We start from the raw sequence: 24,350 nt of genomic DNA, 5'->3' as shown, positions 1-24,350 counted from the left end.
CCGCAGCCTTCAGGGCTTCGCGCAGCCCCTTTTTTGGAAGGCGGCCTGGGCCTTGGCGTCGGACTGCGGGTGACGGGGCCGCGTCTTCTGCTTCGACAGGTTCAGCCGGCGCACGATACGCGACAGGCTGGCCGGATGCAGCGTCTTGGCGAAGCGTTCGGCGATCACCTCGCACAGGATCGGCAAGGTCCACTCCACGCAGCCATGCCGCTTGGGATCGGGGCCGGCGAGGATAATGGCCTTGAGCGTCGCCTGTTCGCCTTCGCTCAGCCATTCCGGCCGGCCGGGCAGCGGACGATCATAGAGCCCGGTCACGCCTTCGGCGTTGTAGCGCACCACAGCGTCGCGCAGCGCTTGGCGGTCCATGCCGGCCAGCCGCGCCGCTTCCGCCCGGCTCACCCCGTCGAGCGCATGGGCGATGGCAAACATCCGTGCCGCCACCCGCCCTTTGCTCTCCCGCCGCGCCAAGGCGCGCAACTCGCCGGCGCTCAAGTCTTCCCGGATCGGCAACGCCGCTGGCATTCGCTCCTCCCCATCGCGATGGGGAATCGAATCACGGATTGCCGGCCTTGGGAATCCCTCTCAATGAGTCAGTGGCTCCGCTCGCCGGTATTACATGGACGAGGCGGAACGCTGCCACGCCATCGCCTATCTCGCCTATGGCCGGCTGATGACCCAGGGCAGCGTGGAGGAGGTGATCGCCCGCTCGGGTCTGGTCACCTACGAGGTCGGGCCGATAGGAGCGGAGGGGCCGGATCTGGGGCGTGTCGCGGCGGCTCTGCAGGGCGGTCCGGGCGTGGAGATGGTCGCCGCCTTCGGGGCGCGGCTGCATGTCAGCGGCCCGGACGGCGCGGTGCTGGAGGAGGCGCTGCGCCCCTGGTCCGGCGACCCCGGCCTGACGGTGCGGCGGACCGAGCCGTCGCTGGAGGATGTGTTCATCCACCTGATGAACCGCAGCACGGACAACTTCGCATGAAGGCCGCTGCCGCAAAAAGAAAGGGAGCGCCGCCGCGCCGGTGCCGACTCCGGTGCGGTGGCGCTCCCTCCATCCCCGCCGCCTTACTCGATGTTGGCGGAGGTCACGCCGGTGTTCTTGTTCCAGCGCAGGGTCAGCTTGGAAATCTTGCACAGGTTCAGATCCTGCCAGATCGCCGATTCGCCATCGTCGTAGATGACCTTCATGTCCCACTTGCAGGTCTTCTCGGCCTTGCCGAAGCTCAGGTCGAACGATTCGCCGTCTTCGAGGACGTCGCGGCCCAGAACGTCTTCGTCCCACTTCTCGTTGTCGGACTCGCTGACATAGATGTGCTTCAGCGGATAGCCCGTCTTGTTCAGGATGGTGAAATCCTGTTGCCCGGCCTGAGCAATACCATGAAACAGGAACATGGCCGCCACCGCGGCGGCGCCCTTGACAATAATGGACTTCACAATGGGTCTCCGGCAAACGAGGTAACGCATGCGGAGAGTGCTTTAGGCAATTTGCATATGTCAATAGCCGTTAGTTGTTTCCATGAGACACTGAAGCAACGGCCTGTATTTCCATTTTGAAACACGCAGTCCGGACAAGGGGGCGACGGTGGGGTTTTCCTTTGCGCGCTTCGCCGCGGTGATGGTGAAGGAGTTCATCCAGATGCGGCGGGACCGGCTGACCTTCGCCATGATGGTGGGGGTGCCGGTGATCCAGCTCGTTCTGTTCGGCTTCGCCATCAACTCCGACCCGAAGAGCCTGCCGACCGCCGTCCATGCCGCCGACTCCAGCCCCTTCGCGCGCACGCTGGTGTCGGCCATGGCGAATTCCGGCTATTTCGACGTGACCCGCGGCGCCGACAGCCCGGCGGAACTCGACCGCCTGCTGGCCGAAGGGCGGGTGCAGTTCGCCGTCACCATCCCTGTGGGCTTCGCCCGCGACCTGCAGCGGGGGGAGCGGCCCGTTCTGCTGGTGGAGGCCGACGCGACCGACCCGGCGGCGACCAGCAACGCGTTGGCCGCCCTGACCACCATCGCGCGGCAGGCGCTGGACCCCGACCTGACCGGCCCGCTGGCCCATCGGCGCTCCACCCCCGATCCGGTCGAACTGCGCGTCCACCGCCGCTACAACCCGGAGGGCATCACCCAGTACAACGTGGTGCCCGGCCTGATGGGCGTGGTCCTGACCATGACCATGGTGATGATGACCGCGCTGGCCGTCACCCGCGAGCGGGAGCGCGGGACGATGGAGAACCTGCTGGCGATGCCCGTCCGCCCGTTCGAGGTGATGCTGGGCAAGATCGTGCCCTTCATCCTGGTCGGCTACGTCCAGGTCGTCATCATCGTCCTGGCGGCGCGGCTGCTGTTCGGCGTTCCCATCGTCGGCAGCCTGGCGCTGCTGTCCGCGGTGCTGGTGCTGTTCATCGCCGCCAATCTGGCGGTGGGATTCACCTTCTCCACCGTGGCGAAGAACCAGCTTCAGGCGATGCAGATGTCCTTCTTCTTCTTTCTGCCGTCGATGCTGCTGTCGGGCTTCATGTTCCCCTTCCGCGGCATGCCCGACTGGGCGCAGGCGGTGGGGGAGATCCTGCCGCTGACCCATTTCCTGCGCATCGTCCGCGGCATCCTCCTGAAAGGCAACGGCCCGGCGGACATCGCGGGGGAGGTTCTGCCGCTGCTGATCTTCCTGGCGGTGGTCACAGTCGTCGCGCTGAAGCGGTACCGTCAGACCTTGGACTGAACATCAACCGGGGTCCGGACGGTAACCCCTGCGGATGGCGGCAAGTCGAAATCGGCTGTGACATGAGCGTGAGCCTCACTTTTCGTTAACGAACATTGGCTCTAATCTTTCCCGATTGGCGGCCCGTGGGGGAAGACGATGCGGCGATTGGCGGTTGGCCCGGCGATTGGGATGCTCGCGGCGGCTCTGATCGCCGCCGGACTGGCCGGTCAGGCCGAAGCCGGATCGCCGAAGAAGAAGAGGCCCGCGCCGCCAGCCCCCAACTCCATCGCCTGGAGCCAGGTGAGCGGCCCCGCTCTGGGACCGGCGCAATCCATCGGCGGCTACGCCGCGGGCTGCGTCACCGGGGCGCAGGCCCTGCCGGCGGAAGGCACCGGCTATCAGGTGATCCGCCTGTCGCGCCAGCGCTACTACGGCCATCCGGAACTGATCGACTATCTGAAGGGCTTCGGGCGGAAGGTCGCGGCGGCGGGGCTGGGGACCGCGCTGATCGGCGACATGGGGCAGGCGCGCGGCGGCCCGATGAGCTTCGGCCATGCCAGCCACCAGATCGGGCTGGACGCCGACGTCTGGCTGCGGCTCGACCATCCGCCGATGGGGCGCAACGCGCGGGAAAGCCTCACCGAGATCAAATACGTCGATTACGGGCGGGTGCGCGTGACCGAGGACTGGTCGGACCGGCAGGCCCAACTCGTCCGCATCGCCGCCAGCGACCCGCGGGTGACCCGCATCTTCGTGAACCCGGCGATCAAGCTGGCGATGTGCCGCCATTCCTGGCCGGACCGCGCCTTCCTGCGCAAGCTGCGGCCCTGGCACGGCCATGACGGGCACATGCACGTCCGGCTGGGCTGCCCGGCGGGAAGCCCGCAGTGCGAGGAGCAGCGCGACATTCCCGAAGGCGACGGCTGCGGCGACGAGGTGGAATCCTGGCTCGGCTCCGTCTATCCGGTTGTGGAGAAGCACAACGGCAAGCCGCAGCCGCGCTACGTCAGCATGCCGCCCGCCTGCACCGCGGTGCTGCGCGCCGCCGGGACGCGGGTGGCCGCCATGAACGACCCGCATACGGAGAAAGCGGTGCGGTAACGTGCCGCCGGTGTTTGTCCTTGCGCGGAACCGGTGCCTGGATATTTTGAAGACGGAATGAATTCGGTCGCGTCGGGGAGCAGTCCTTTCCGCCGGGCGAACGAACCGGTCGTCCGGCGGTCCAGGCAGCGGTGCAGGCGCGAAGGCGATGAGCGACAGGAACGGCAACGATCACGCGGGGGCTCCCCGCATCAAGCTCAAGACACGCCTTCACGCCTGGTGGGAGGGGTACGACCTCTCCGGCCTGAAGGGCAGGGGCGGGGAGGAGGAGGCCGGCAAGCCGCAGGCCGCCGCGGCATCCCAGCCCGCCGCTCCGGGGCATGGTCCCGGAATGAACCGCTGGGGCAAGCCGCTGTGGACCGCCACGCGAATCGAGGTGGCGGAAAAGCTGTGGGGCGAGGGCTTCAACACGCCGGGCGGGCACGACCACATCCCCTATCTGGTGAAGCCGCTGGGCCTGAACCCGGCGATGAGCGTGCTGGACCTCTCCGCGGGCCTGGGCGGCACCAGCCGCACCATGGCGAGCAAGTACGGCTGCTGGGTCACCGGGCTGGAGGCGTCCGAGCCCCTGGCGAAGGAGGGGATGATCCGCTCCTTCAAGGAGGGGCTGGAGAAGAAGGCCCCGATCGAGACCTACGATCCGGAGAATTTCAGCTATCCCAAGCGCGTGGACGCCATCGTCTACAAGGAGGGGATGTTCTCCGTCAGCGGCAAGGACCAGCTTTTCGACGGGATGGAACTGGCGCTGAAGCCACGCGGCCATCTGCTGATGACCGATTACGTGATCGACCCGGCGCTGGCCGGGGCCAGGGCCGTCCAGGTCTGGTGCGACAAGGAGCCGATGCAGCCGCATTTGTGGTCGAAGGACCAGATGGCCGCCGCCTTCGCCCAGCGGAACCTGGACCTGCGAATCGCCGAGGACATCACCGATACCCACCGCGGCTTGATCCTGTCCGCCATCCAGGGGCTGGTCGAGCATCTGGAGCGCCACCATCTGGACCACGAAACCAAGCTCGCCGTGATGGACGAGGTCGAACTGTGGGTCCGCCGCATCTCCGCCATCGAGGCGGGCATGCGGGTCTGCCGTTTCTACGCGCTGAAACCGGCGGAGTAGCCAAAAAATCGCATCACTTTTCAGTTACTATTTCATCCCGTTGACAGTCTTATGGCGCCGCACTATGGTGCGCGCCTTCGATCGAGCCGCCGACCGACCAGGAAGAAGAACTATGAAGATCGTTAACTCTCTGAAGTCGATGAAGACGCGCCACAAGGCCTGCCGCGTGATCCGCCGCAAGGGCCGCGTCTACGTCATCAACAAGCAGAACCCGCGCTTCAAGGCCCGCCAGGGCTGAGACCGGCGGCCGGGTCCGCCCGGCCGACGAGCATTGGGTTGTTGAACGCGACGCCGCGCCGTTCCCCTGGGACGGCGCGGCGTCGCGTTTTGTGTGTTTGCCGCTTGTCCCAGTTGAAATCGTCAAAGATTTCAGACAACTTCAGGGTGTTCTCGATCTGGAGTTGTTCGATGGCGAGAAGTCTGGATCTGGGTTGCGGTCCCACCCCGAAGAATCCCTTTTCCGCGGATGAGCTGTTCGGAATCGACATCGAGGATCAGGCGGCGCCGCACATCCGCAGGGCGGATCTGGCCGTGGACGCGATTCCCTTCGGGGACGGCTACTTCGACTACGTCACCGCCTTCGACGTGATCGAGCATGTTCCGCGGCTCGTCTACGCGCCGAACCGCCGCTACAGCTTCATTGCGCTGATGGACGAAATTTATCGGGTGCTGAAGCCGGACGGGCTCTTCTACGCCCAGACGCCCGCCTTTCCCCATGCCGAGGCGTTCCAGGACCCCACCCACGTCAACATCATCACCGAAAACACCTTCTTCCATTACTTCGACGACCGGCACCGCTGGGCGGCCAGCTACGGCTTCCGGGGGGCCTTCCGGGTGGTTTCGCAGGAATGGCGCGGCTTCCATCTGCTGACGATGCTGCAGAAGGTTCCTGTCCCGGCCTGACGGATCACGGCCGGCCTAGGGAGAATCGGGGACTGGTGCCGGGGCGGCTTCGATGCTACCTCTGGAACGGAACGCCGCAGGAACAATCCGGGCGACGGAACAGGGGGGAGGACGGCCGGCCATGCGGATGCCCGCGCCCGACGACGGCGTGATCGCGCGCCGCCGCGAGATCATCGCAGCGCTGCGGGCCATCGTGCCCGGCGAGGGCGTGATCGCCGACGAAAGCGAACTGCGCGCCTATGAATGCGACGGGCTGACCGCCTACCGCCAGCTTCCCATGGTCGTGGTGCTCCCCGGCACGACGGAGCAGGTGAGCCGGGTGCTCAGGACCTGCAAGGAGATGGGGGTGAAGGTCGTGCCGCGCGGCGCCGGCACCTCGCTGTCCGGGGGGGCGCTGCCGCTGGCCGACGGCGTGCTGCTGGGCATGGGCAAGTTCAACCGCATCCTCGACATCGACTTCGCCAACCGCTGCGTGGTGACCCAGCCGGGGGTGACCAACCTCGGCATTTCCAACGCGGTGGCGCATGAGGGATTCTATTACGCGCCCGATCCCTCCAGCCAGATCGCCTGCACCATCGGCGGCAACATCGCGGAGAATTCCGGCGGGGTGCATTGCCTGAAATACGGGCTGACCACCAACAACGTGCTGGGCGTGGAGATGGTGCTGATGGACGGCACGGTCCTGCGGCTGGGCGGCAAGCATCTGGAGGCCGGCGGCTACGACCTGATGGGCGTCGTCACCGGCTCCGAAGGGCTGCTGGGCGTGGTGACGGAGGTCACGGTGCGCATCCTGAAGAAGCCGGCGACGGCCCGCGCGGTGCTGATCGGCTTTCCGACCAGCGAGCAGGGGGGCGACTGCGTGGCCGCCATCATCGCCGCCGGCATCATCCCCGGCGGCATGGAGATGATGGACCGCCCCGCCATCCACGCGGCGGAGGATTTCGTCCACGCCGGCTACCCGCTGGACGTGGAGGCGCTGCTGATCGTCGAACTGGACGGCCCGCCGGCGGAGGTGGACCACCTGATCGACCGGGTGGCGGAGATCGCGCTGTCCAAGGGCTGCTGCTACTCCCGGGTCTCGACCTCGGAGGAGGAGCGGCTGTCCTTCTGGGCCGGGCGCAAGGCGGCCTTCCCGGCGGTGGGGCGCATCAGCCCCGACTATTACTGCATGGACGGCACCATCCCGCGCAAGGCGCTGCCCCTGGTGCTCCAGCGCATGCAGGAGATGTCCGACCGCTACGCCCTGCGGGTCGCCAACGTCTTCCACGCGGGCGACGGCAACCTGCACCCGCTGATCCTCTACGACGCCAACAAGCCGGGCGAGCTGGAGCGGGCGGAGTCCTTCGGCAACGACATCCTGCGCCTGTGCGTGGAGGTCGGCGGCGTGCTGACCGGCGAGCACGGCGTGGGGGTGGAGAAGCGCGACCTGATGACCGACCAGTTCGACGAGGTCGATCTGGACCAGCAGCAGCGCATCAAATGCGCCTTCGACCCCGACGGGCTGCTGAACCCCGGCAAGGTCTTCCCCAAGCTGCACCGCTGCGCCGAACTGGGCCGCGTGCACGTCCACAAGGGGGAGCTGCGCTTCCCCGACCTTCCCCGATTCTGAGGCCGCGCGCATGACCGTGACCACCTTCAAGCCCGACACGGCGGCCCAGGCCGCCGACGCGGTGCGCTGGGCCCTGGCGGAAGGGACGCCGCTGGACGTCGCCGGTTCGGGGTCCAAGCGCGGCCTCGGGCGCCCGATCCAGACCGCCTACACGCTCGACCTCTCCGGCCTGTCCGGAGTCGTCGCCTACGAGGCGGAGGAACTGGTGCTGACCGCGAAGGCCGGCACGCCGATGGCCGACATCCTGCCCATGCTGGCGGAACGGCGGCAGCAGCTCGCCTTCGAGCCGCAGGACCTCGGCCCGCTGTTCGGCCAGCCCGCGGGGCGGGGGACGCTGGGCGGGGTGGTGGCCACCGGGCTGGCCGGGCCGCGCCGCATCAGCGCCGGCTCCGCCCGCGACCACACGCTGGGCATCGAGGGCGTGAACGGGCGTGGCGACCTCTACAAGGGCGGCGGCAAGGTGGTGAAGAACGTCACCGGCTACGACGTGCCCAAGCTGATGGCCGGCTCCTACGGCACGCTGACGGCGCTGACCGAACTGACCGTGAAGGTGCTGCCGGCGCCGGAGGACGGGCGGACGCTGCTGCTGGCCGGGCGCGAGGATGCCGGGGCGGTGGCCGCGCTGACCACGGCACTTCAGAGCCCCCATGAGGTGTCCGGCGCCGCCCATCTGCCCGCCGGGGTGGCCGCGCGCTCCCGGGTGCGGGGTGTCGCCGGGGCGGGCGGGGCGGTGACACTGGTCCGGCTCGAGGGCTTCGGCCCGTCCGTCGCCGCCCGCGTCGCCGCGCTGAAGGAGGAGCTTGGCGCCGACGCCGTGCTGGACCGGGACGAATCGCTGGCGGTCTGGAGGGAGATCCGGGACGTCGCGTATTTTTGCCCCCACCCTAACCCTCCCCCGCTTCGCAGGGGAGGGGACTTGTCTCCCTCCCCTGCGTCAGTGGGGGAGGGCCGGGGTGGGGGCAACGACGCCCGCCACATCTGGAAGATCTCCGTCCAGCCCTCCGAGGGGCCGCGCGTGGCCGAGTCCATCCGCTGGGCGCTCGACGCGGAGCTGTATTTCGACTGGGGCGGCGGGCTGATCTGGGTGGCGGCGGTGCCGGCGCCCGATGCCGCCGCGGCGATCCGCGGGGCGCTGGGCGCCGCCGGCCACGCGACCCTGGTCCGGGCGCCGGAGGATGTGCGGACCGCGGCGGAGGTGTTCCACCCGCTGCCCGACCCGGTGATGGCGCTGAGCCGCCGGGTGAAGGAAAGCTTCGACCCCTGCGGCATCCTGAATCCCGGCCGCATGTACGCGGGAGTGTAAGGCATCCATGCAGACGAACTTCACGCTCACCCAGCTTGCCAACGCGGATTACCGGGATTCCGAGGCGATCCTGCGCAAATGCGTCCATTGTGGTTTCTGCACGGCGACCTGCCCGACCTACGTCCTGTTGGACGACGAGCTGGACAGCCCGCGCGGGCGCATCTACCAGATCAAGGACATGCTGGAGAAGGGCGGGCCGCCCACCGCGCATCAGGTGAAGCACATGGACCGCTGCCTGTCCTGTCTGTCCTGCATGACGACCTGCCCGTCGGGCGTGAACTACATGCATCTGGTCGATCACGCCCGCGCCCATGTCGAGGCGACCCACGCCCGCCCGCCCGCCGACCGCGCCATCCGCGACCTGCTGGCCCGCGTGCTGCCGAATCCGCGGCTGTTCCGTCTGGCCCTGATCGCCGCCTGGTTCGGCAAGCCCTTCGCCGGGCTGCTGCCGGGGCGGCTCGCCGCGCTGCTGGCGCTGGCGCCGAGGTCGGTGCCGGGGCCGAGCCACAGCGACCGTCCGGGCGCCCATCCGGCGGTGGGGCCGCGCCGCAAGCGCGCCGCCCTGCTGGTCGGCTGCGCCCAGCAGGTGCTGGCCCCGCAGATCAACGAGGCGACCATCCGCCTGCTGAACCGCCACGGGGTTGAGGTGGTGGTGGCGAAGGGGGCCGACTGCTGCGGTGCCCTGACCCATCACATGGGCAAGACGGACCTCAGCGACGCCGCGGCGAAGAAGACCATCGACGCCTGGATCGCCGAGATGGACGGGGAGGGGTTGGACGCCATCATCGTCAACACCTCGGGCTGCGGCACCACGGTGAAGGACTACGCCTTCCAGTTCCGGGAGGATGTGGAGTACGCGCCGAAGGCGCTGCGCGTGGCGGCCATCGCCCGCGACGTGACGGAGTTCCTGGCGGAGATCGGCCTGACGGCTCCGGTGATCGAGACGGGGCAGGCCATCGCCTACCATTCCGCCTGCTCCATGCAGCACGGCCAGCGCATCAAGGACCCGCCGCGCGCCCTTCTGCGCGGCGCCGGATTCCAGGTTCGGGACATTCCCGAGGCGCACATCTGCTGCGGTTCCGCCGGCACCTACAACATGCTTCAGCCGGAGATCGCGGTGCAGTTGCGCGACCGCAAGGTGCGCAACATCGAAAGCACGAAGGCGGACGCCATCGCCGCCGGCAACCTCGGCTGCATCACCCAGATCGGCACCGGGACCGGCCTGCCCATCGTCCACACGGTGGAGCTTCTGGACTGGGCGACCGGCGGCCCGAAACCCGACGCGCTGCGGGACAACCCGGCCTTCGCCGGCCCCGCCCGGCCGGTGGGCGCAACGACGCGCGCCGTGGAATAGGGGGCAAAACGCCCTCTCCCGGGACGGGAGAGGGGAGACCGCCACGAAGTGTGATCGTCTCGAACACCGACCCGCTTGGACTTTTCGCGCCGCATGGCTAGGTTGGCGCTGAAGGGATGAAGGGGTATCCAGTGGACGGCGGGTTCAAGGACGGCAGTTGCCGCGGCAACGGCGGTTACGGCATCGGGCGGCGGCTGTCGGCCTGGGGGGTGCACGCCTTCACGGGCAGCGGCGTGGTGCTGGGGCTGCTGGCGCTGCTTGCCGCGGTCGGTGGGGACGCCAAGGCGTGCCTGGGCTGGCTGGGGCTGGCGCTGGTGGTGGACGGGGTGGACGGCACGCTGGCCCGCCGCGCCTCGGTGAAGGAGGTGCTGCCGGGCATCGACGGGTCGGTCCTCGACCTCGTGATCGACTATCTGACTTACGTCGTCGTGCCGGCGGTCTTCCTCCACCGTTTCGGCCTGCTGCCGGACGGCCTGGGCGTGGCGCTGGCCGCCTTCATCATGATGACCGCGCTCTACTGCTTCTCGAACACCGGGATGAAGAGCGGCGACAACTACTTCGTCGGCTTTCCGGCGATCTGGAACGTAGTCGCGCTTTATCTCTGGCTGTTGGCGCTCGATCCCTGGATCAACGCCGCCGTGGTGGTGGCGCTGGGCCTGCTGACCTTCACGACGGTGAAGTTCCTGCATCCCTTCCGGGTGCGCCGCTGGATGCGCGTGAACCTTCTGGTCAGCGCCGCGTGGCTGGCCTCCAGCGCGGCGCTGGTTGTGCTGTATCCGGACCGGCCCGACGCCGTCTGGTTCGTCTGGCTGGCCAGCAGCGCCTATTACGCCGCGGTCTGCGTGTGGCGGACGCTGCGCGGCCCGGCGGAGGCGTGAGGAGGGGTCAGGGCTTCTCGGCGCTGTCGTTCCGATTGAGGTCCTGCTTGGCGTCCCGGGCCTTCTGCTGAATGGCCGCGCCGGCGTCCTGCATCATGCGGCCCGCCTCGGCGCCGATGTCTTTGGCCGCCTCGCCCACGCGCCCGGCGGTTTCGTCCACCGCGCGCCCGATCTCCTGGCCGGTCTTTTCCGCCGACTGGTCGTCGCAGGCGGCCAGCAGCGGCAGGGCCAGCAGCGGCAGAGCAAGGACGGCGGTGCGAATCCCGTTACGATGAGCCATGGAACCGGTCTCCACAGTTGATCCATGGAGAGGTAACGGTTCACGCGGGCCGTTGGTGCCCGCATTCCCTCAAAAGAGGTAGGAAACGGCGATGGTGGGAGTGGTCGCTATGCCGGGGGAACCGGCATAGCGACCCATGCGTCAGAACTGATCCTCGCTCAGCGCCATGACCGTGCGGTGGGCGGTCAGGATCGGCAGCAGCAGGCCCGGCCCCTGGGCCAGGATCTGCTCCGCGTAGAAGCGGGCAGTGACCAGCTTGGTCTCCAGGAAGGGGGCGTTGGCGCCGGGCTGGCGCAGACCCTCCAGCGCCTTGGCGGCGGAGCGGGCGAGCATCCAGCCGCCGGCCACCGTGCCCCACAGCTTCAGATAGTTCACGGCCCCCGCCGCCGCGGCGCGCAGATCGCCGTCGGCCTGCGTCTTGACCACCCAGGCCACCGCCTGCTCCAGCGCGTCCAGCCCGGCGGACAGGTTGCTGCGGATCGCCTCCACGTCGTCGCCGGGGACGCTTTCCAGCTCCGCCACCGTGGCGCGCATCTCCGCGATGAAGGTCCGGGCCGACTCGCCGCCGTCGCGGCCCGTCTTCCGGAAGGTCAGGTCGTTGGCGTGGATGCCGTTGGTGCCCTCGTAGATCGGGGTGATGCGGGCGTCGCGGTAATGCTGGGCCGCCCCCGTCTCCTCGATGAAGCCCATGCCGCCGTGGATCTGCACGCCGGTGGAGGCCACGTCGCAGCCGATGTCGGTGCTCCACGCCTTCACGATGGGGGTCAGGATGTCCACGCGGGCGGTGGCGGCGGCGCGCGCCGCGGCGTCCTCATGATGGCGGGAAACGTCGAGCTGCGTGCCGGCGTAGAGCGCCAGCGCGCGGGCGGCCTCCGTCTTGGCGCGCATGTCGAGCAGCATCCGGCGCACGTCCGGGTGGCGGATGATGGCGACGCCGGAGCCCTTCGGGTCGGCCAGATCCTTGCTCTGCACCCGGTTTTTGGCGTAGTCGCGGGCCTGCTGGTAGGCGCGCTCGGCGATCGCCACGCCCTGGATGCCGACGCCGAGGCGGGCGTTGTTCATCATGGTGAACATGTATTCGATGCCGCGGTTCTCCTGGCCGACCAGGAAGCCGATGGCGCCGCCGTTGTCGCCGAAGGCCATGACGGCGGTGGGGCTGGCCATGATGCCCAGCTTGTGCTCCAGGCTGGCGCAGCGCAGGTCGTTGCGCTCGCCCGGCGAGCCGTCCTCGTTGGGCAGGAACTTCGGCACGATGAACAGGCTGATGCCCTTGATGCCCGCGGGCGCGTCGGGCAGGCGGGCCAGCACCAGATGGACGATGTTGTCCGTCAGGTCATGCTCGCCGTAGGTGATGAAGATCTTCTGGCCGGTGATGCGGTAGGTCCCGTCGTCGGCCCGCACCGCGCGGGTGCGCACGGCGGCGAGGTCGGAGCCCGCCTGCGGCTCGGTCAGGTTCATGGTGCCGGTCCACTCGCCGGCGATCATCTTGGGCAGGTAGAGGGCCTTCTGCTCGTCGCTGGCGTGTTCGGTCAGCAGATCGACGGCACCCTGGGTCAGCAGGGGGCACAGGCCGAAGGACAGGTTGGACGCCTGCCACATCTCGTTCACCGCGAAGGCCACGGTCCAGGGCAGGCCCTGCCCGCCATAGTCCGGCTCGAAGGGCAGGCTGTTCCAGCCGCTCTCGACGAACTGGCCGTAGGCGTCCTTCCAGCCGGTCGGCGTGCGGACGACGCCGTTCTCCAGCTTCGAACCCTCCTGGTCGCCGACCCGGTTCAGCGGGGCGAGCACGCCGGAGGCGAACTTGCCGGCTTCCTCCAGCACGGCGTCCACCAGATCGGGGGCCGCCGAGTCGCAGTTCGGCAGCGCGGCAATCGTTTCGAGGCCGACCACCTCGTTCAGGACAAAGCGGAGGTCATCGACCGGAGCGGTGTAGGGAATCATGGATGGAGCGGCCTCCCGTGACCCGATGGTGCGTGCCCGATTGGGCGTGAACGCTTGTTGGGCGGTTTACGTGCGCGTCACCATACCGTACCGAATGGTGCATGGCGAGTGTTCCGGACCGGCATGGATATTGGCATCTGGGTTGCGGCGCGAACAGCGCGGCTGCGACGCAGGAAGGCGGGGCGGTTTTGGCATCCCGGTTGCAAGGGTTGGGACAGCACCGCTCACAGGGGTTCCTCCCATGACCATCGCCACCGCCCTTGCCCGTCAGGCCGAATCCGCCGCCCAGGCCGCGAAGACCACCCGCGGGCCGGCGAATGTGGAGGCGGCGGTCCGCAACGCCAGCGCCAAGACCGGGGTCGATTTTTCCTACCTCATGGAAAAAGCTGCCGTGGAGAGCGGGTACCGGACGGACATCAAGTCCTCCTCCTCCTCCGCCACCGGGCTGTACCAGTTCATCGACAGCACCTGGCTGGCGACGATGCGCGACCACGGGGCGGACCACGGCTACGCCAAATACGCCAACGCGATCCAGACGCGCGGCGACGGGCGCCCCTACGTCACCGATCCCGACCTGAAGCGGGAAATCCTGGACCTGCGCAAGGACCCCAACGCTTCGGCCCTGATGGCCGCGGAATACACCCGCGACAACAAGGAGTATCTGGAGGACACGGTCAAAGGGAAGGTCGGTTCCACCGAACTCTACATGGCGCATTTCCTGGGGGCGGGCGGGGCGTCGAAATTCCTGAACGCCATGCAGGACAACCCCAACCGCTCGGCGAGGGAGCTGTTCCCCGACGCCGCGTCGGCCAACAAGGCCGTGTTCTTCGACAAGGAGACGGGCAAGGCCAAGTCCCTGAAGGACATCTACGACCGCTTCGCGACGAAGTTCGCGGAGACGCCCGCCGCCGACTTCGCGCCGGCCCAGACCGCCATCGACCGTGTGCGCCGGCAGGACATGCCGGACGGCTTCACCACCCAGGTGCCCAGCATGCCGCAGAAGGCGCTGAACGGCACGCCGCTGTCGATCTACCATGTGCTGGCCCTGAACGCGCTGGAGACGCCGGACGAGGTGGACAGCATCACCGGCAAGCCCGCCCGTGGCCGCCGTCAGGATGGAGAGGACAAGGACAACCGCCGCATGCGCGACCAGCCGGTCCGCACGGAGCAGAGCGACCAGGTTGGCCTGGGCCTCGGGCTGGGTCTGTCGAAGGTGGTCGGGCAGGGGACGGCGGCGGCAACGGGGACGGCAACGGCCGCGGCCACGGAAACGGCCAAGGCGGCCTGAACGGCTGACCGCGCGGTCACGCGCCTCCGGGCCGTTCGCCGGTAAGCCGTTCGCGGGCGTCCTCCGCGATGGCCTCGAACACCCGGCGGTCGCCGGACAGCAGGTCGTCGGCGGTCAGGCGGCGGTGCGGCTCGAAGCGCAGGCCGGCCCTCCGCGCTGCCGTGGCGCTTCCCCAGAAGGCGGGCGGAGCATGGCGAAGGCCGCGGGCGTAGCGGGGCTCGCGCAGGCGCACCTCCCGAAGCACGTTCGTCAGGTCGAAATCGACGAGGCAGCAGCGTCCGCCGGGTCCGCTCAGGCGAATCCAGGCGTGGAAGGGAAAGGCTTCGGCGTTCTGCCGGCGTTGCGCCGGGTCGGGAGGACGAACGTCGGCGGACGCCGCCGGATAGCCGAGCCAGCGCGCCCCTCCGTCGCCATCGGACCTGCGGAAGGCCACGCGGCCCAGCGCCACCTCGACCCGCCCATGACCCAGCGCTTCCAGCAGCATCGCCCCGGCAAAGGCGTAATACTGGCAACCGCCCAACCGATGGGTGTGGATCAGTTCCCGGTGCAGCGGATGGGCGGTCACGGCGCCATGCACCGCCCGCCGGATGCGTTCCCGCTCCGGCGGCAGGGCACTGGAAACGGACGTGCCGGGCAGAGGCGCCGCTTCGGCCTCGCCCAGCATCAGGCGCATCCACGCCGTCATCGCGAGAAGCATCGCCGCCCCCGTTCCGCGGTTGCCGACCAATTCATACGAACAGGCCGGAACCGCGGAAGGTCGCACGGGGCGGGCAGAGCAACCCTTTTAAGGCTGCACCCCTTACGGCAGCATCTTGCCGGGGTTCAGCAGGCCCTTGGGGTCGAGCGCCGCCTTCATGGCGCGCAGCAGGTCGAACTCGACCGGGCTCTTGATGACCGGCATTTCGTCCTTCTTGAAGCGGCCCACGCCATGCTCGGCGGAGATGGAGCCGTCCAGGTCGAAGATGACCTCGTTCACCACATGGCAGATCTCGTCCCAGCGGGCGAGATAGGCGGCGGTGTCGGCGCCCTCCGGCTGGCTGAGGTTGAAGTGGATGTTGCCGTCGCCGACATGGCCGAAGGGGGTGGGGCGGATGCCGGGGCAGGCTGCGGCCACCGCGGCCTCGGCGCGCTCGATGAACTCGGCGACGCGGGACACCGGGACCGACACGTCGTTCTTGATCGAGCCGCCCTCGAACTTCTGCGCCTCCACGATGGCCTCGCGGATGAACCAGAGCTGGTTGGCCTGGGTCTCCGACTGGGCGATGGTGGCGTCGGTGGCAAGCTCCGCCTCGAAGGCTTCGCCCAGCGCCGCCTCGAAATTCTCGCGGAAGGCGTCGGACTGGGTGCCGGCGGTCAGTTCGGTCAGCACGTACCAGGGCGACGGCTCCGACAGCGGGTCGATGGTGCCGGCCACATGCTTCAGCGCGAACTCCAGGCAGCGGCGCGACATCAGCTCGAAGGCGGCCACGGCGTCGCCGGACGCCTCGCGCAGGCGGGCCAGCAGCTCGATGGCGGCGGCGGGGCTGGGCACGGCGATGAAGGCCGTCTCCGACTGGCGCGGGCGCGGGTAGAGCTTCAGCACCGCGGCGGTGACGATGCCCAGCGTGCCCTCCGCCCCGATGAACAGGTGCTTCAGGTCGTAGCCGGTGTTGTTCTTGCGCAAGGACCGCAGGCCGTTCCAGATCCGCCCGTCGGCCAGCACCACCTCCAGCCCCAGCACGAGGTCGCGCATGTTGCCGTAGCGCAGAACGTTCATGCCGCCGGCGTTGGTGGAGATCAGGCCGCCGATCTGGCAGGTGCCCTCCGCCCCCAGGCTCATCGGCAGCAGGCGGTCCTTGTCCTTCGCGGCTTCCTGCGCGGTCTTCAGGACGACGCCGGCCTCCGCCGTCATGGTGTAGTTCAGCGTGTCGATGCTGCGGATCCTGTTCATCCGCGACAGGCTGAGAACGATTTCGCGGCCTTCCTCATAGGGGATGGAGCCGCCGACGAGGCTGGTGTTGCCGCCCTGCGGGACGACCGGGATGCCGGCCTCCGCGCAGATCGTCACGACCGCGGCGACCTCCTCGGTGCTGGCCGGGCGGACCACCGCCGGGCTGTTGCCCTTGAAACGCCCGCGCCATTCCGACAGGTAGGGGGCCATGTCCTCCGGCGTGGTGAGGAGGCCGTTCGGGCCGACGATGGCGCGGATCCGGTCGAGGGCGGCGGCGAGGCTGGCGGCAGGGCTGGCGGAGGTCATGGGCGGACGGTCCGGGGCTGGAGAGATGCATTGCCTCCACCCCGGCTCTCCCCCGCTGCGCAGGGGAGGGGGCTTTCCGTCCCTCCCCTGCGCAGCGGGGGAGGGAGGGACCCGCGAAGCGGGAGGGTGGGGGCGAACCGCAGAACTTTTACAGTCTTGCGGGCCGGCTTTCTACCCCCGCGGGGCCGCCGCCCGCTTGAGCCGGTCGTTGATGGCCACACCCAGCCCCTCATCCGGGATCGGCATCACGGCGATGGCGCGCGCACCTTCCTGATCGAGCGCGCGGAGATGGGCGAACAGGTTCGCCGCCGCCTCGTTCAGGTCACCCTGGAGACTCAGGTTCAGGCGGGCCTTGCCGCCGCGGACGAAGCGGTCGGGGCCGAAGGTCAGGAACGCCTCGTCCTCCTCTGCGCTCGTGGCGTTCAGCCGCACCGGCGCGTTGGGGGCGTAGTGGCTTTCCAACTGGCCGGGCGACTTCGGGGCGTCCGGATTGCCGGCGGAGACCTGGATGGGGCCGATCAGCCGCTCGATCTCCTCGCGCAGCACGGCGCCGGGGCGCAGCAGCACGGGCGTCTCGCCGGTCAGGTCGAGCACGGTGGACTCCACCCCGACCTGGCATTTCCCGCCGGCCACCACCATGCTCACCCGGTCGCCCAGGCTTTCGATGACGTGGTGGGGGGCGGTCGGGCTGACCGCGCCGGAGCGGTTGGCGCTGGGTGCGGCGATGGGCTTGCCGGCGGCCTTCAGGACGGCCTGCGCCACCGGATGGCCGGGCACGCGCACCGCCACGCTGTCGAGCCCGGCGGACACCAGCAGCGACAGGCCGGCGTCGTCGCGGCGGGGCAGCACCAGGGTCAGCGGGCCGGGCCAGAACTGGTGGGCCAGCTCCACCGCGCGCTCGTCGAACACGGCGATGGCCTCGGCGGATTCCAGGTCCGGCACATGGGCGATCAGCGGGTTGAACTGCGGGCGGCCCTTGGCGGCGAAGATCGCGGCCACGGCCCGGTCGTCGGTGGCGTCGCCGCCGAGCCCGTAGACGGTCTCGGTCGGGAAGGCGACCAGTTCGCCGTTGCGCAGCGCCTCGCCGGCCCGGGCGAGGCCGGCGGGCGTGGCGGGGATGATGTCGGGATGCTTTTCGGTCACGGAACGATTTGTAAAGCGTCGGGGGGTGAAGTCAATTCGCGCGGTTGCGCCGGCTCTGTCCAAGCCTTATGACGGGTATGCGCGATAAACAACCAAATGATGGGTGTGGGCATGGCGGGCAAGGTCTTCACCGTGGCTCAGCAGAAGGGCGGGGCCGGCAAGACCACGCTGGTGGCTCACCTCGCCATCGCCTGGATGCAGCTCGGTCGCTCGGTCGCCACGGTGGACATCGACCCGCAGGGCAGCCTGACCCGCTGGCACGCGGTCCGGGCGGAGGCCACGGGCGGGGAGCCCGGCTTCAGCCATGTCCAGATCACCGGCTGGCGCACCCAGACGGAGGTGGAGAAGCTGGCCCGCGACCACGACGTGGTGCTGATCGACAGCCCGCCCCACGCCCAGACGGAGGCGCGGATCGCCGTGCGCGCCGCCAGCCTCGTCATCGCCCCGGTGCAGCCCAGCCCGATGGACCTGTGGGCGGTGCAGCCGACGCTGGACCTCGCCGCGCAGGAGAAGCGCCGCCTGCTGCTGGTGCTGAACCGCGTGCCGCCGCGCGCCCGCATCGCCGACGAGCTGATCGCGAGGGTGCGCGACCTCGTGAACCCACCCGCCGTGGACATCGCGGAGTCGCAGATCGGCAACCGCACGGCCTACGCCGGGACGCTGCTGTCGGGGCTTTCGGTGACCGAAGCCGCCCGCAAGACCCAGGCGGCGGCGGAGATGCAGGCGCTGGCCGAGGAGATTCTGCGCCGGGCTGTGTGAGCGCGATCCTTGCCGGGGTGCGTTACAGCGGCAAGGCGTGCGTGATGTCGGTGCGGGTGAAGTCGTCGCCCTTGAACAGCAAGGGCTGGACCAAGTCGCACGCCAGCGCATAGGAACAGCGGTCGCCCATATTCAGGCGCGCCGGGTGCCGGCCTTTGCCGGTACGCTGATGGGCGGTCACCGCCATTTCAGCGTACCGGCGGGTGACCGGCACGACATCCACCGCAAAAGCGTTCAGGATGGCCAACGCTTGTTCAAACCGGCTTTCGCCCAGCCGGGTCTATGCGACGATGCCGATTTCGATCACCGACATCGCGCTCATTAAAGCGAACTTCCGTTCGCTTTGGATTCATATCGCCTCATTCGCCGGCGGGCTTCGGTCGCATGGGCGACCGGGACCGCCGTCGCGGTCCAAAGCGGATCGCAATCCGCTTTAAGCGGTTCGGGGCGGCGGCCATGGCGTCCAAGAAGGCATCGCGCTCCGGCTCGCCGAGCAGGATGGCGATGATCACCGAGCTGTCGATGACCATCGAACGCCCCAGTCTCGTCGTAGCCGAGGATATCGTTGGGGTTGCGGTCATCGAGCACCGGCAGCCGGTCGATGTCGGCCACGATGCGCCGGACCCTTGCCAGAACCTCCGCCGGGTCGGTGAGGGGCTTGCCGGTGGGCTGGACGGGCGCTTCCAGCCGACTCCATTCTGCGCGCAGGGCCGTCAGCACGACCTCGTCCACCGCCTGCCCCCGGCGGGAGGCCAGATCATAAGCGATTCGCTCGGCTTCCGGGTTGCGGACGGTCAGCATGGGCGCGCGTCCGGTTGAAGAAATGACCTCAATCTACGCCGCGCGCCCCACAGCGGCAAGCCGCCTGCCTTACAGCGCCTGCAACGCCTTCAGCACCGCCGCCACATGGCCGGTGACCTTCACCTTGCGCCAGACGTTGCGGACGATGCCGTCCTTGTCGATCAGGAAGGTTGCGCGCTCCAGACCCATGTATTTGCGGCCGTACATGCTCTTCTCGACCCAGACGCCGTAGGCTTCCGCCACACCCGTCTCCTTGTCGGAGGCCAGCGTGAAGGGCAGCTCGTACTTCGCCTTGAACTTGTCGTGGCTGGCCACGCTGTCCTTGGACACGCCGATCACCACGGCGTCCAGCCCGCTGAAGTCCGGGAACTGGTCACGGAAGCCGCAAGCCTCCGAGGTGCAGCCGGAGGTGTCGTCCTTCGGGTAGAAATACAGCACCACCGGCTTGCCCCGCAGGGCGGACAGCGTGACGCTGCCGCCGCCGTCGGTCGGCATGGTGAAGTCCGGGGCCGGGGTGCCGGCCTCGATGGAGGCGGCGTTGATGGCTTCGCTCATGGGAGTTTGGCTTCTTCGTTGGTCTCTGGGGGAGGCAGCCTTGACGCCGGCTCCTCGACCAGCGCCACGAAATGGCGGTGGGCGCGGGCGGCGATGTCACGGATTCTGCTGTCGAGCGTGGCGAAGTCAACCGCCGGCTCCTCCTCCGGGAAGGCGGCGCGGGACAGGCCCGCCAGAAGCGTCGGCGACACCTGCCCGGGATCGAGCACCCCGTCCGTGGTCAGCCGCAGGAAACCCTGCACCCGGCGCCACAGCTTCAGCGTCTCCACCAGCTCCTCCGCCACCTCCGGCGCCAGAAGCCCGGCACCGGCGGCGTTCATCAGCGCGCCGGCCGTGGCGATGGACAGGATGTCCGGGTGGTCGTGCCCGTGGCGGAGCTGGAGATACTGCGCCGTGAACTCGATGTCGATCAGCCCGCCGCGGGCGTATTTGACGTTCCAGGGGTTGGCGGTGCCGAATTCCTTGTCGATGCGGCGGCGCATGTCGGCCACGTCCCACAGCGCCTTGGCCGGGTCGCGCGGGGCGGTCAGCACGCCGCGGATGGCCGACTCGACCTTGCGGCCCAGCTCCGGGTCGCCGCCGATGACGCGGGCGCGGGTCAGGGCCATGTGTTCCCACGTCCAGGCGTCCTTGGCCTGATAGGCGGTGAAGGCGTCCAGCGCGGTGGCGAGCGGCCCGGCGTTGCCGGACGGGCGCAGCCGCATGTCCACCTCGTACAGCCGCCCGTCCGCCATCGGGGCGGTGATGGCGTTGGTCAGGCGTTGCGTCAGCTTGATGTAGTACTCGTTGGGGGCCAGCGGTTTGGCGCCGTCCGACTGGCGCGTGCCCGCCGGCACCTCGTAGACCACGATCAGGTCGATGTCGGAGGTGATGGTGAGTTGCCGGCTGCCCAGCTTGCCCATCGCCACCACCACCCAGGCGCCGCCGGGGATGCGGCCATGGCGGGCGGCGAACTCCTCCTCCACGCGGGCGGCCAGCTCCGGCACCACCACGTCGGCGAGGTCGGCCAGGAAGGGGCCGCAGCGGTCGCCGTCGGTGATGCCGCGCAGGATGTGCGCCCCGGCGCGGAAGCGCTGGTCGTTGGTCCAGCGCCGCGACAGGGTCAGCACGTCCTCGAAATTGTGCGCCCCGGCGATGAAGCGCCGGTATTCCGGCGTCAGCCCCGCCGCGTCGGGCAGCGGGTCGAAGAAGTCGGGCGACAGCACGGCGTCGAGCAGCGACGGGTTGCGCGACAGCGTCTCGGCCAGTTGCGGCGCGGTGCCCATGATCTCCGCCACCAGGGCGAGCAGCCAGGGGTTGGCGATGAACAGCGAGAACAGCCCGACCCCCGCCGGCAGGCGGCTCAGGAAGCTGTCGAACTTCATCAGCGCGTCGTCCGGGGCGGGCGTCTTGGTCAGCTCGTTCAGCATGGCCGGCACCAGCTCGGTCAGCAGCTCCCGCGCGCGGCCCGAACGGGTGGAGCGGTAGCGCCCGCGGTGCCAGGTGGAGACCACGGCGATGACCCGGCTGGGGTCGCGGTAGCCCATGCCGGCCAGCGTCTTCACCGTGCCGGGGTCGTCGTCGGTCCCGGTGAAGACGAGGTTGCCGGGGCCGGACAGCGACGGCGCCTCCTCGAACAGCTCGGCGTAGCGGTCCTCCACCCGGCCCAGCCGGGTCAGCAGGTCGGTGCGGAAGTCCTCCGTCCGCTCGTAGCCGAGGAAGGTCGCCAGATGGGCCACGCCGTCGTCGTCCGCCGGGATCTGGTGGGTCTGGCGGTCGTCGGTCATCTGGATGCGGTGCTCGACCCGGCGCAGGAAGCGGTAGGCCTCCTCCAGCTCCTCCACCGCCGCCTCCGGCACCCGGCCCACGGCGCAGAGCGCCTTGTTGGCCAGCAGGGTGGGGGCGATGCGCACGCGGATGTCGCGCCCGCCGAAGATCAGCTGCTGGGTCTGGGCGAAGAACTCGATCTCGCGGATTCCGCCGCGGCCCACCTTGATGTCGTGTCCGTTCACCGTCACTTCACGGTGGCCCTTGTGGGCGTTGATCTGACGCTTGATGGAATGGATGTCCTGGATGGCCGCGAAGTCGAGATGGCGCCGCCACACGAACGGTTCGAGGAAGCGCAGGAAATGCGCCCCCGCTTCCGGATCGCCGGCGATGGGGCGGGCCTTGATCATGGCCGCGCGCTCCCAGTTCTGGCCGACGCTGCCGTAATAAATTTCGGCCGCGGAGACGGACACCGCCAGCGGCGTGGCCCCCGGATCGGGGCGCAGCCGCAGATCCGTACGGAAGACGTAGCCGTCCTTGGTCCGTTCATCCATAATGCGGACAAGATCGCGCGCGATACGAATGAACGTGCGGGCGAGGTTGTCCGGCTGGGGCGTTTGCACGACGGCGTCGTCGTACAGGACGATCAGGTCGATATCGCTGGAATAGTTGAGCTCGCGCGCACCAAGTTTGCCCATGCCAAGCACGATCAGGCCCGACCCGACCCATGGCCGCTGCGGTTCCGGCAGCGTCAGCGTGCCCGCTTCCGCGGCGCGGCGCAGCAGGTGGTTCGCCGCCATGCGCACCGATGCCTCGGCGATGTCGGACAGGGCGCCGGTGACGGCCTCCAGCTCCCACGCGCCGGTGATGTCGGCCACCGCGATCAGCAGCGCCGCCCGCCGCTTGGCGATGCGCAGGGCCGTCATCAGGCGGTCGATGTTGCGTTCCTCCGCGCACTCCTCCTCCAGCCGGCGCAGCAGCGCGGCGAAGGTGTTTCCGTACCCCTGCGTCACCATGTCTTGGACGAAGGGCAGCTCGCGCGTCAGGATCTGGCCGAGATACGGGCTGTTCCCGCACACCGCGTCGATCAGCGCCCGGCCCCCGGGCGAATCGGCGTACGCCTCGGTCCAGGCGCGCAGGGTCTCGTCGTCGGATTTGGCCGCCTCCTGGCGCCAGCGCTCCAGGCCGCGGTCGGCCAGGGCGGTGTCGAAGGGTTTCGGCAGCGTGGTGATCGGCATGGTTGCGGCTATCCCTGCACAAGAACTGAGCAGGAAGGTGCGCGGTCCCGCCGTTCCGGTCAACTGTGACAATCCGTGGGCGGCGTCGCCGGGGCACCGTCCGTGATCCGGCGCACCGCGAAGATTTTGGCCTGGACCACCGCGGGCACGGTGGCCGCCGCCGCCGCCGCGGGCGGGCTGTTCGCGTGGCGGCTGGCCCAGGGGCCGATCGCGCTCGACCCGCTGACCCCCTATGTGGAACGGGCGCTGAGCGATCCGCAGGGCCGCTACCGCGTCGATGTCGGCCGGCTCGTCCTGTCCTGGGTGGACGAGGAGGAGAGCGACGGGCTGACCCGGCTGGACCTGCGGGCCATCGACGTGCACGCGGTCAACGCCGAGGGGGACGAGCTGGCCGCGGTGCCGGAGCTGGGCGTCGGTTTCTCCGTGCGGGCGCTGTTCCTGGGCAAGCTGTCGCCGACGCGGCTCGACCTCGTGCGCCCGCGCCTCCAGGTGGTGCGCCGCGCCGACGGCAGCCTGGATTTCGACGTGCGCTCGCTGCCGTCCCCCGGCGAGCCGGACAAGGAGGAGCCGGAGGGCGGTCCGGACTTCGCGGGGGAGATCGTCTCCACCCTGCTCCAGCCGCCGGACATCGGGCGTCCGCTGGGCCTGCTGCGGCGGCTGAGCATCATGGGCGCCGACCTGACGGTGACGAACCGCATGCTGGGCCTGTCCTGGCATGCCAGCCGCGCCGACATCGTGCTGACCCGCGACGGGACGGAGATCGTCGGCGGGGCGCAACTGCTGCTCGACCTCGACGGGCGCACGGCGGCGGTGGAGGCGTCGGGCAGGCACCGCATGGCCGACTCGGCGACCGCGCTGTCCACCCGTTTCGAAGGCTTGCAGCCCGCGGCGCTGGCGAAGATCGGCCCGATGCTGGCGCCGCTGTCCGCGGTGACGGTGCCCATCGGCGGGCGGATCGACGCCACGCTGGATTCGCGGTTCGAGCCGGTGCGCTTCGCCTTCGACCTGCATGGCGCCGCCGGGGAGGTGAGCCTGCCCGCCCTGCGGCCCGATCCCTACCGCGTGGAGCGTGCGCGCCTGCGCGGAAGCCTGGACGTGCCGGGCCGGCGGGCGGAGCTGGAGCGGTTGGACCTCGCGTTCGACGGGATGGCGCTGGCCGGACGCGGCGACCTGCGGGAACAGGGCGGCCAGCGCGGCGGCAGCCTGGAACTGGGCCTGACGGCGGGGGGGCGGACGGCCTCGCTCGCCCTGGACGGCACGCAGATCCAGGGAAAGGGCGTGTCGGTGGCGGCAAGGCTGGACGGTCTGGTGCCCGCCGCGCTGACCGGGCTCGCTCCGGCGCTGGCGCCGCTGGCCGGCGCGCAGCTCCCCCTGTCCGGCGCCGCGACCGTGGAATTGGACGCCGACTGGCA

General features: G+C 69.3%; 23 protein-coding genes and 1 pseudogene. 13 read left to right on the top strand and 11 right to left on the bottom strand.

Going from position 1 to position 24,350, the window contains the following annotated elements; translation table 11 throughout:
- Nucleotides 1-9 precede the first annotated feature (9 nt).
- Nucleotides 10-522, bottom strand: coding sequence for a winged helix-turn-helix domain-containing protein (locus tag QSG27_RS17085; RefSeq protein WP_306708179.1), 513 nt, complete (start codon nt 520-522; stop codon nt 10-12).
- A gap of 94 nt (nt 523-616) precedes the next feature.
- Here QSG27_RS17085 and QSG27_RS17080 point away from each other — a divergent pair, with 94 nt between their 5' ends.
- Nucleotides 617-976, top strand: coding sequence for an ATP-binding cassette domain-containing protein (locus tag QSG27_RS17080; RefSeq protein WP_306708178.1), 360 nt, complete (start codon nt 617-619; stop codon nt 974-976).
- An 83-nt stretch (nt 977-1,059) separates the two neighbouring features.
- Here QSG27_RS17080 and QSG27_RS17075 read toward each other — a convergent pair whose 3' ends face one another.
- Nucleotides 1,060-1,428 (bottom strand): hypothetical protein, encoded by a 369-nt coding sequence (locus QSG27_RS17075; protein ID WP_306708176.1) that lies wholly within the window; start codon nt 1,426-1,428, stop codon nt 1,060-1,062.
- 181 nt (nt 1,429-1,609) lie between these two features.
- On the opposite strand from QSG27_RS17075, the gene QSG27_RS17070 reads away from it, so the two are divergent.
- The 9 genes from QSG27_RS17070 (at nt 1,610) to pcsA (ending at nt 10,951) form a co-directional block, all read left to right on the top strand.
- The gene (locus QSG27_RS17070; protein ID WP_306708180.1) at nt 1,610-2,707 is read left to right on the top strand and encodes an ABC transporter permease; all 1,098 of its coding nucleotides are present in this window, start codon (nt 1,610-1,612) and stop codon (nt 2,705-2,707) included.
- Between the two features lie 171 nt (nt 2,708-2,878).
- Nucleotides 2,879-3,790, top strand: a complete 912-nt coding sequence (gene mepA, locus QSG27_RS17065) for a penicillin-insensitive murein endopeptidase (RefSeq protein WP_306708175.1) — start codon at nt 2,879-2,881, stop codon at nt 3,788-3,790.
- A gap of 148 nt (nt 3,791-3,938) precedes the next feature.
- Nucleotides 3,939-4,904, top strand: coding sequence for an SAM-dependent methyltransferase (locus tag QSG27_RS17060; RefSeq protein ID WP_306708173.1), 966 nt, complete (start codon nt 3,939-3,941; stop codon nt 4,902-4,904).
- 112 nt (nt 4,905-5,016) lie between these two features.
- Complete coding sequence (gene ykgO / locus QSG27_RS17055) at nt 5,017-5,142, top strand: type B 50S ribosomal protein L36 (RefSeq protein WP_012973122.1); 126 nt, start codon at nt 5,017-5,019, stop codon at nt 5,140-5,142.
- A 170-nt stretch (nt 5,143-5,312) separates the two neighbouring features.
- On the top strand, nt 5,313-5,807 hold the full coding sequence (locus QSG27_RS17050; RefSeq protein WP_306708167.1) for a methyltransferase domain-containing protein: 495 nt from the start codon (nt 5,313-5,315) through the stop codon (nt 5,805-5,807).
- A 121-nt stretch (nt 5,808-5,928) separates the two neighbouring features.
- Complete coding sequence (locus QSG27_RS17045; RefSeq protein WP_306708166.1) at nt 5,929-7,416, top strand: FAD-linked oxidase C-terminal domain-containing protein; 1,488 nt, start codon at nt 5,929-5,931, stop codon at nt 7,414-7,416.
- Nucleotides 7,417-7,426: 10 nt separating this feature from the next.
- Nucleotides 7,427-8,719 carry an FAD-binding protein gene (locus QSG27_RS17040; RefSeq protein WP_306708165.1) on the top strand — a complete coding sequence of 431 codons (1,293 nt, stop codon included), beginning with the start codon at nt 7,427-7,429 and terminating at the stop codon, nt 8,717-8,719.
- Nucleotides 8,720-8,726: 7 nt separating this feature from the next.
- Nucleotides 8,727-10,073 carry a glycolate oxidase subunit GlcF gene (gene glcF / locus QSG27_RS17035; RefSeq protein WP_306708164.1) on the top strand — a complete coding sequence of 449 codons (1,347 nt, stop codon included), beginning with the start codon at nt 8,727-8,729 and terminating at the stop codon, nt 10,071-10,073.
- Between the two features lie 116 nt (nt 10,074-10,189).
- Nucleotides 10,190-10,951, top strand: coding sequence for a phosphatidylcholine synthase (pcsA, locus tag QSG27_RS17030; protein WP_306708162.1), 762 nt, complete (start codon nt 10,190-10,192; stop codon nt 10,949-10,951).
- Between the two features lie 7 nt (nt 10,952-10,958).
- Here pcsA and QSG27_RS17025 read toward each other — a convergent pair whose 3' ends face one another.
- Nucleotides 10,959-11,231: a hypothetical protein gene (locus QSG27_RS17025; RefSeq protein WP_306708160.1), complete on the bottom strand. Its 273-nt coding sequence runs from the start codon at nt 11,229-11,231 to the stop codon at nt 10,959-10,961.
- Between the two features lie 141 nt (nt 11,232-11,372).
- Nucleotides 11,373-13,172 carry an acyl-CoA dehydrogenase gene (locus QSG27_RS17020; protein WP_306708158.1) on the bottom strand — a complete coding sequence of 600 codons (1,800 nt, stop codon included), beginning with the start codon at nt 13,170-13,172 and terminating at the stop codon, nt 11,373-11,375.
- Nucleotides 13,173-13,413: 241 nt separating this feature from the next.
- Between QSG27_RS17020 and QSG27_RS17015 the strand changes: the two genes are divergently transcribed.
- Entirely contained in the window at nt 13,414-14,460 is a 1,047-nt protein-coding gene (locus QSG27_RS17015) for a lysozyme family protein (protein WP_306708156.1), read from the top strand.
- A gap of 16 nt (nt 14,461-14,476) precedes the next feature.
- Here QSG27_RS17015 and QSG27_RS17010 read toward each other — a convergent pair whose 3' ends face one another.
- The 3 genes from QSG27_RS17010 to QSG27_RS17000 all read right to left on the bottom strand — a co-directional run bounded on the left by QSG27_RS17010 (nt 14,477) and on the right by QSG27_RS17000 (nt 17,839).
- Complete coding sequence (locus QSG27_RS17010) at nt 14,477-15,157, bottom strand: hypothetical protein (RefSeq protein WP_306708154.1); 681 nt, start codon at nt 15,155-15,157, stop codon at nt 14,477-14,479.
- Between the two features lie 102 nt (nt 15,158-15,259).
- Complete coding sequence (locus QSG27_RS17005) at nt 15,260-16,696, bottom strand: FAD-binding oxidoreductase (RefSeq protein WP_306708152.1); 1,437 nt, start codon at nt 16,694-16,696, stop codon at nt 15,260-15,262.
- Nucleotides 16,697-16,867: 171 nt separating this feature from the next.
- Nucleotides 16,868-17,839, bottom strand: a complete 972-nt coding sequence (locus QSG27_RS17000; protein ID WP_306708150.1) for an L-threonylcarbamoyladenylate synthase — start codon at nt 17,837-17,839, stop codon at nt 16,868-16,870.
- A gap of 111 nt (nt 17,840-17,950) precedes the next feature.
- Here QSG27_RS17000 and parA point away from each other — a divergent pair, with 111 nt between their 5' ends.
- Nucleotides 17,951-18,598, top strand: coding sequence for a ParA family partition ATPase (gene parA, locus QSG27_RS16995; RefSeq protein WP_306708148.1), 648 nt, complete (start codon nt 17,951-17,953; stop codon nt 18,596-18,598).
- A 22-nt stretch (nt 18,599-18,620) separates the two neighbouring features.
- On the opposite strand, the gene QSG27_RS16990 is transcribed toward parA, so the two are convergent.
- The 4 genes from QSG27_RS16990 to QSG27_RS16975 all read right to left on the bottom strand — a co-directional run bounded on the left by QSG27_RS16990 (nt 18,621) and on the right by QSG27_RS16975 (nt 22,938).
- On the bottom strand, nt 18,621-18,845 hold the full coding sequence (locus QSG27_RS16990; RefSeq protein WP_306708146.1) for a type II toxin-antitoxin system VapC family toxin: 225 nt from the start codon (nt 18,843-18,845) through the stop codon (nt 18,621-18,623).
- Between the two features lie 74 nt (nt 18,846-18,919).
- A complete protein-coding gene (locus QSG27_RS16985) occupies nt 18,920-19,399 on the bottom strand; it encodes a type II toxin-antitoxin system VapB family antitoxin (protein WP_306708144.1) in 480 nt (159 codons plus the stop codon).
- A gap of 69 nt (nt 19,400-19,468) precedes the next feature.
- Nucleotides 19,469-19,954 carry a thioredoxin-dependent thiol peroxidase gene (gene bcp, locus QSG27_RS16980; protein WP_306708141.1) on the bottom strand — a complete coding sequence of 162 codons (486 nt, stop codon included), beginning with the start codon at nt 19,952-19,954 and terminating at the stop codon, nt 19,469-19,471.
- Complete coding sequence (locus QSG27_RS16975; RefSeq protein WP_306708139.1) at nt 19,951-22,938, bottom strand: bifunctional [glutamine synthetase] adenylyltransferase/[glutamine synthetase]-adenylyl-L-tyrosine phosphorylase; 2,988 nt, start codon at nt 22,936-22,938, stop codon at nt 19,951-19,953. The genes bcp and QSG27_RS16975 overlap by 4 nt, the downstream gene beginning before the upstream one ends.
- Before the next feature lie 102 nt (nt 22,939-23,040).
- Here QSG27_RS16975 and QSG27_RS16970 point away from each other — a divergent pair.
- A pseudogene (locus QSG27_RS16970) lies at nt 23,041-24,350 on the top strand (DUF3971 domain-containing protein); the annotation flags it as partial.

The organism is Azospirillum isscasi, assembly GCF_030849505.1.
Taxonomy (GTDB): Bacteria; Pseudomonadota; Alphaproteobacteria; order Azospirillales; family Azospirillaceae; genus Azospirillum; species Azospirillum isscasi.
Note: the sequence above shows the minus strand (reverse complement) of the source record. Positions and strands in the feature narration are given on the sequence as shown.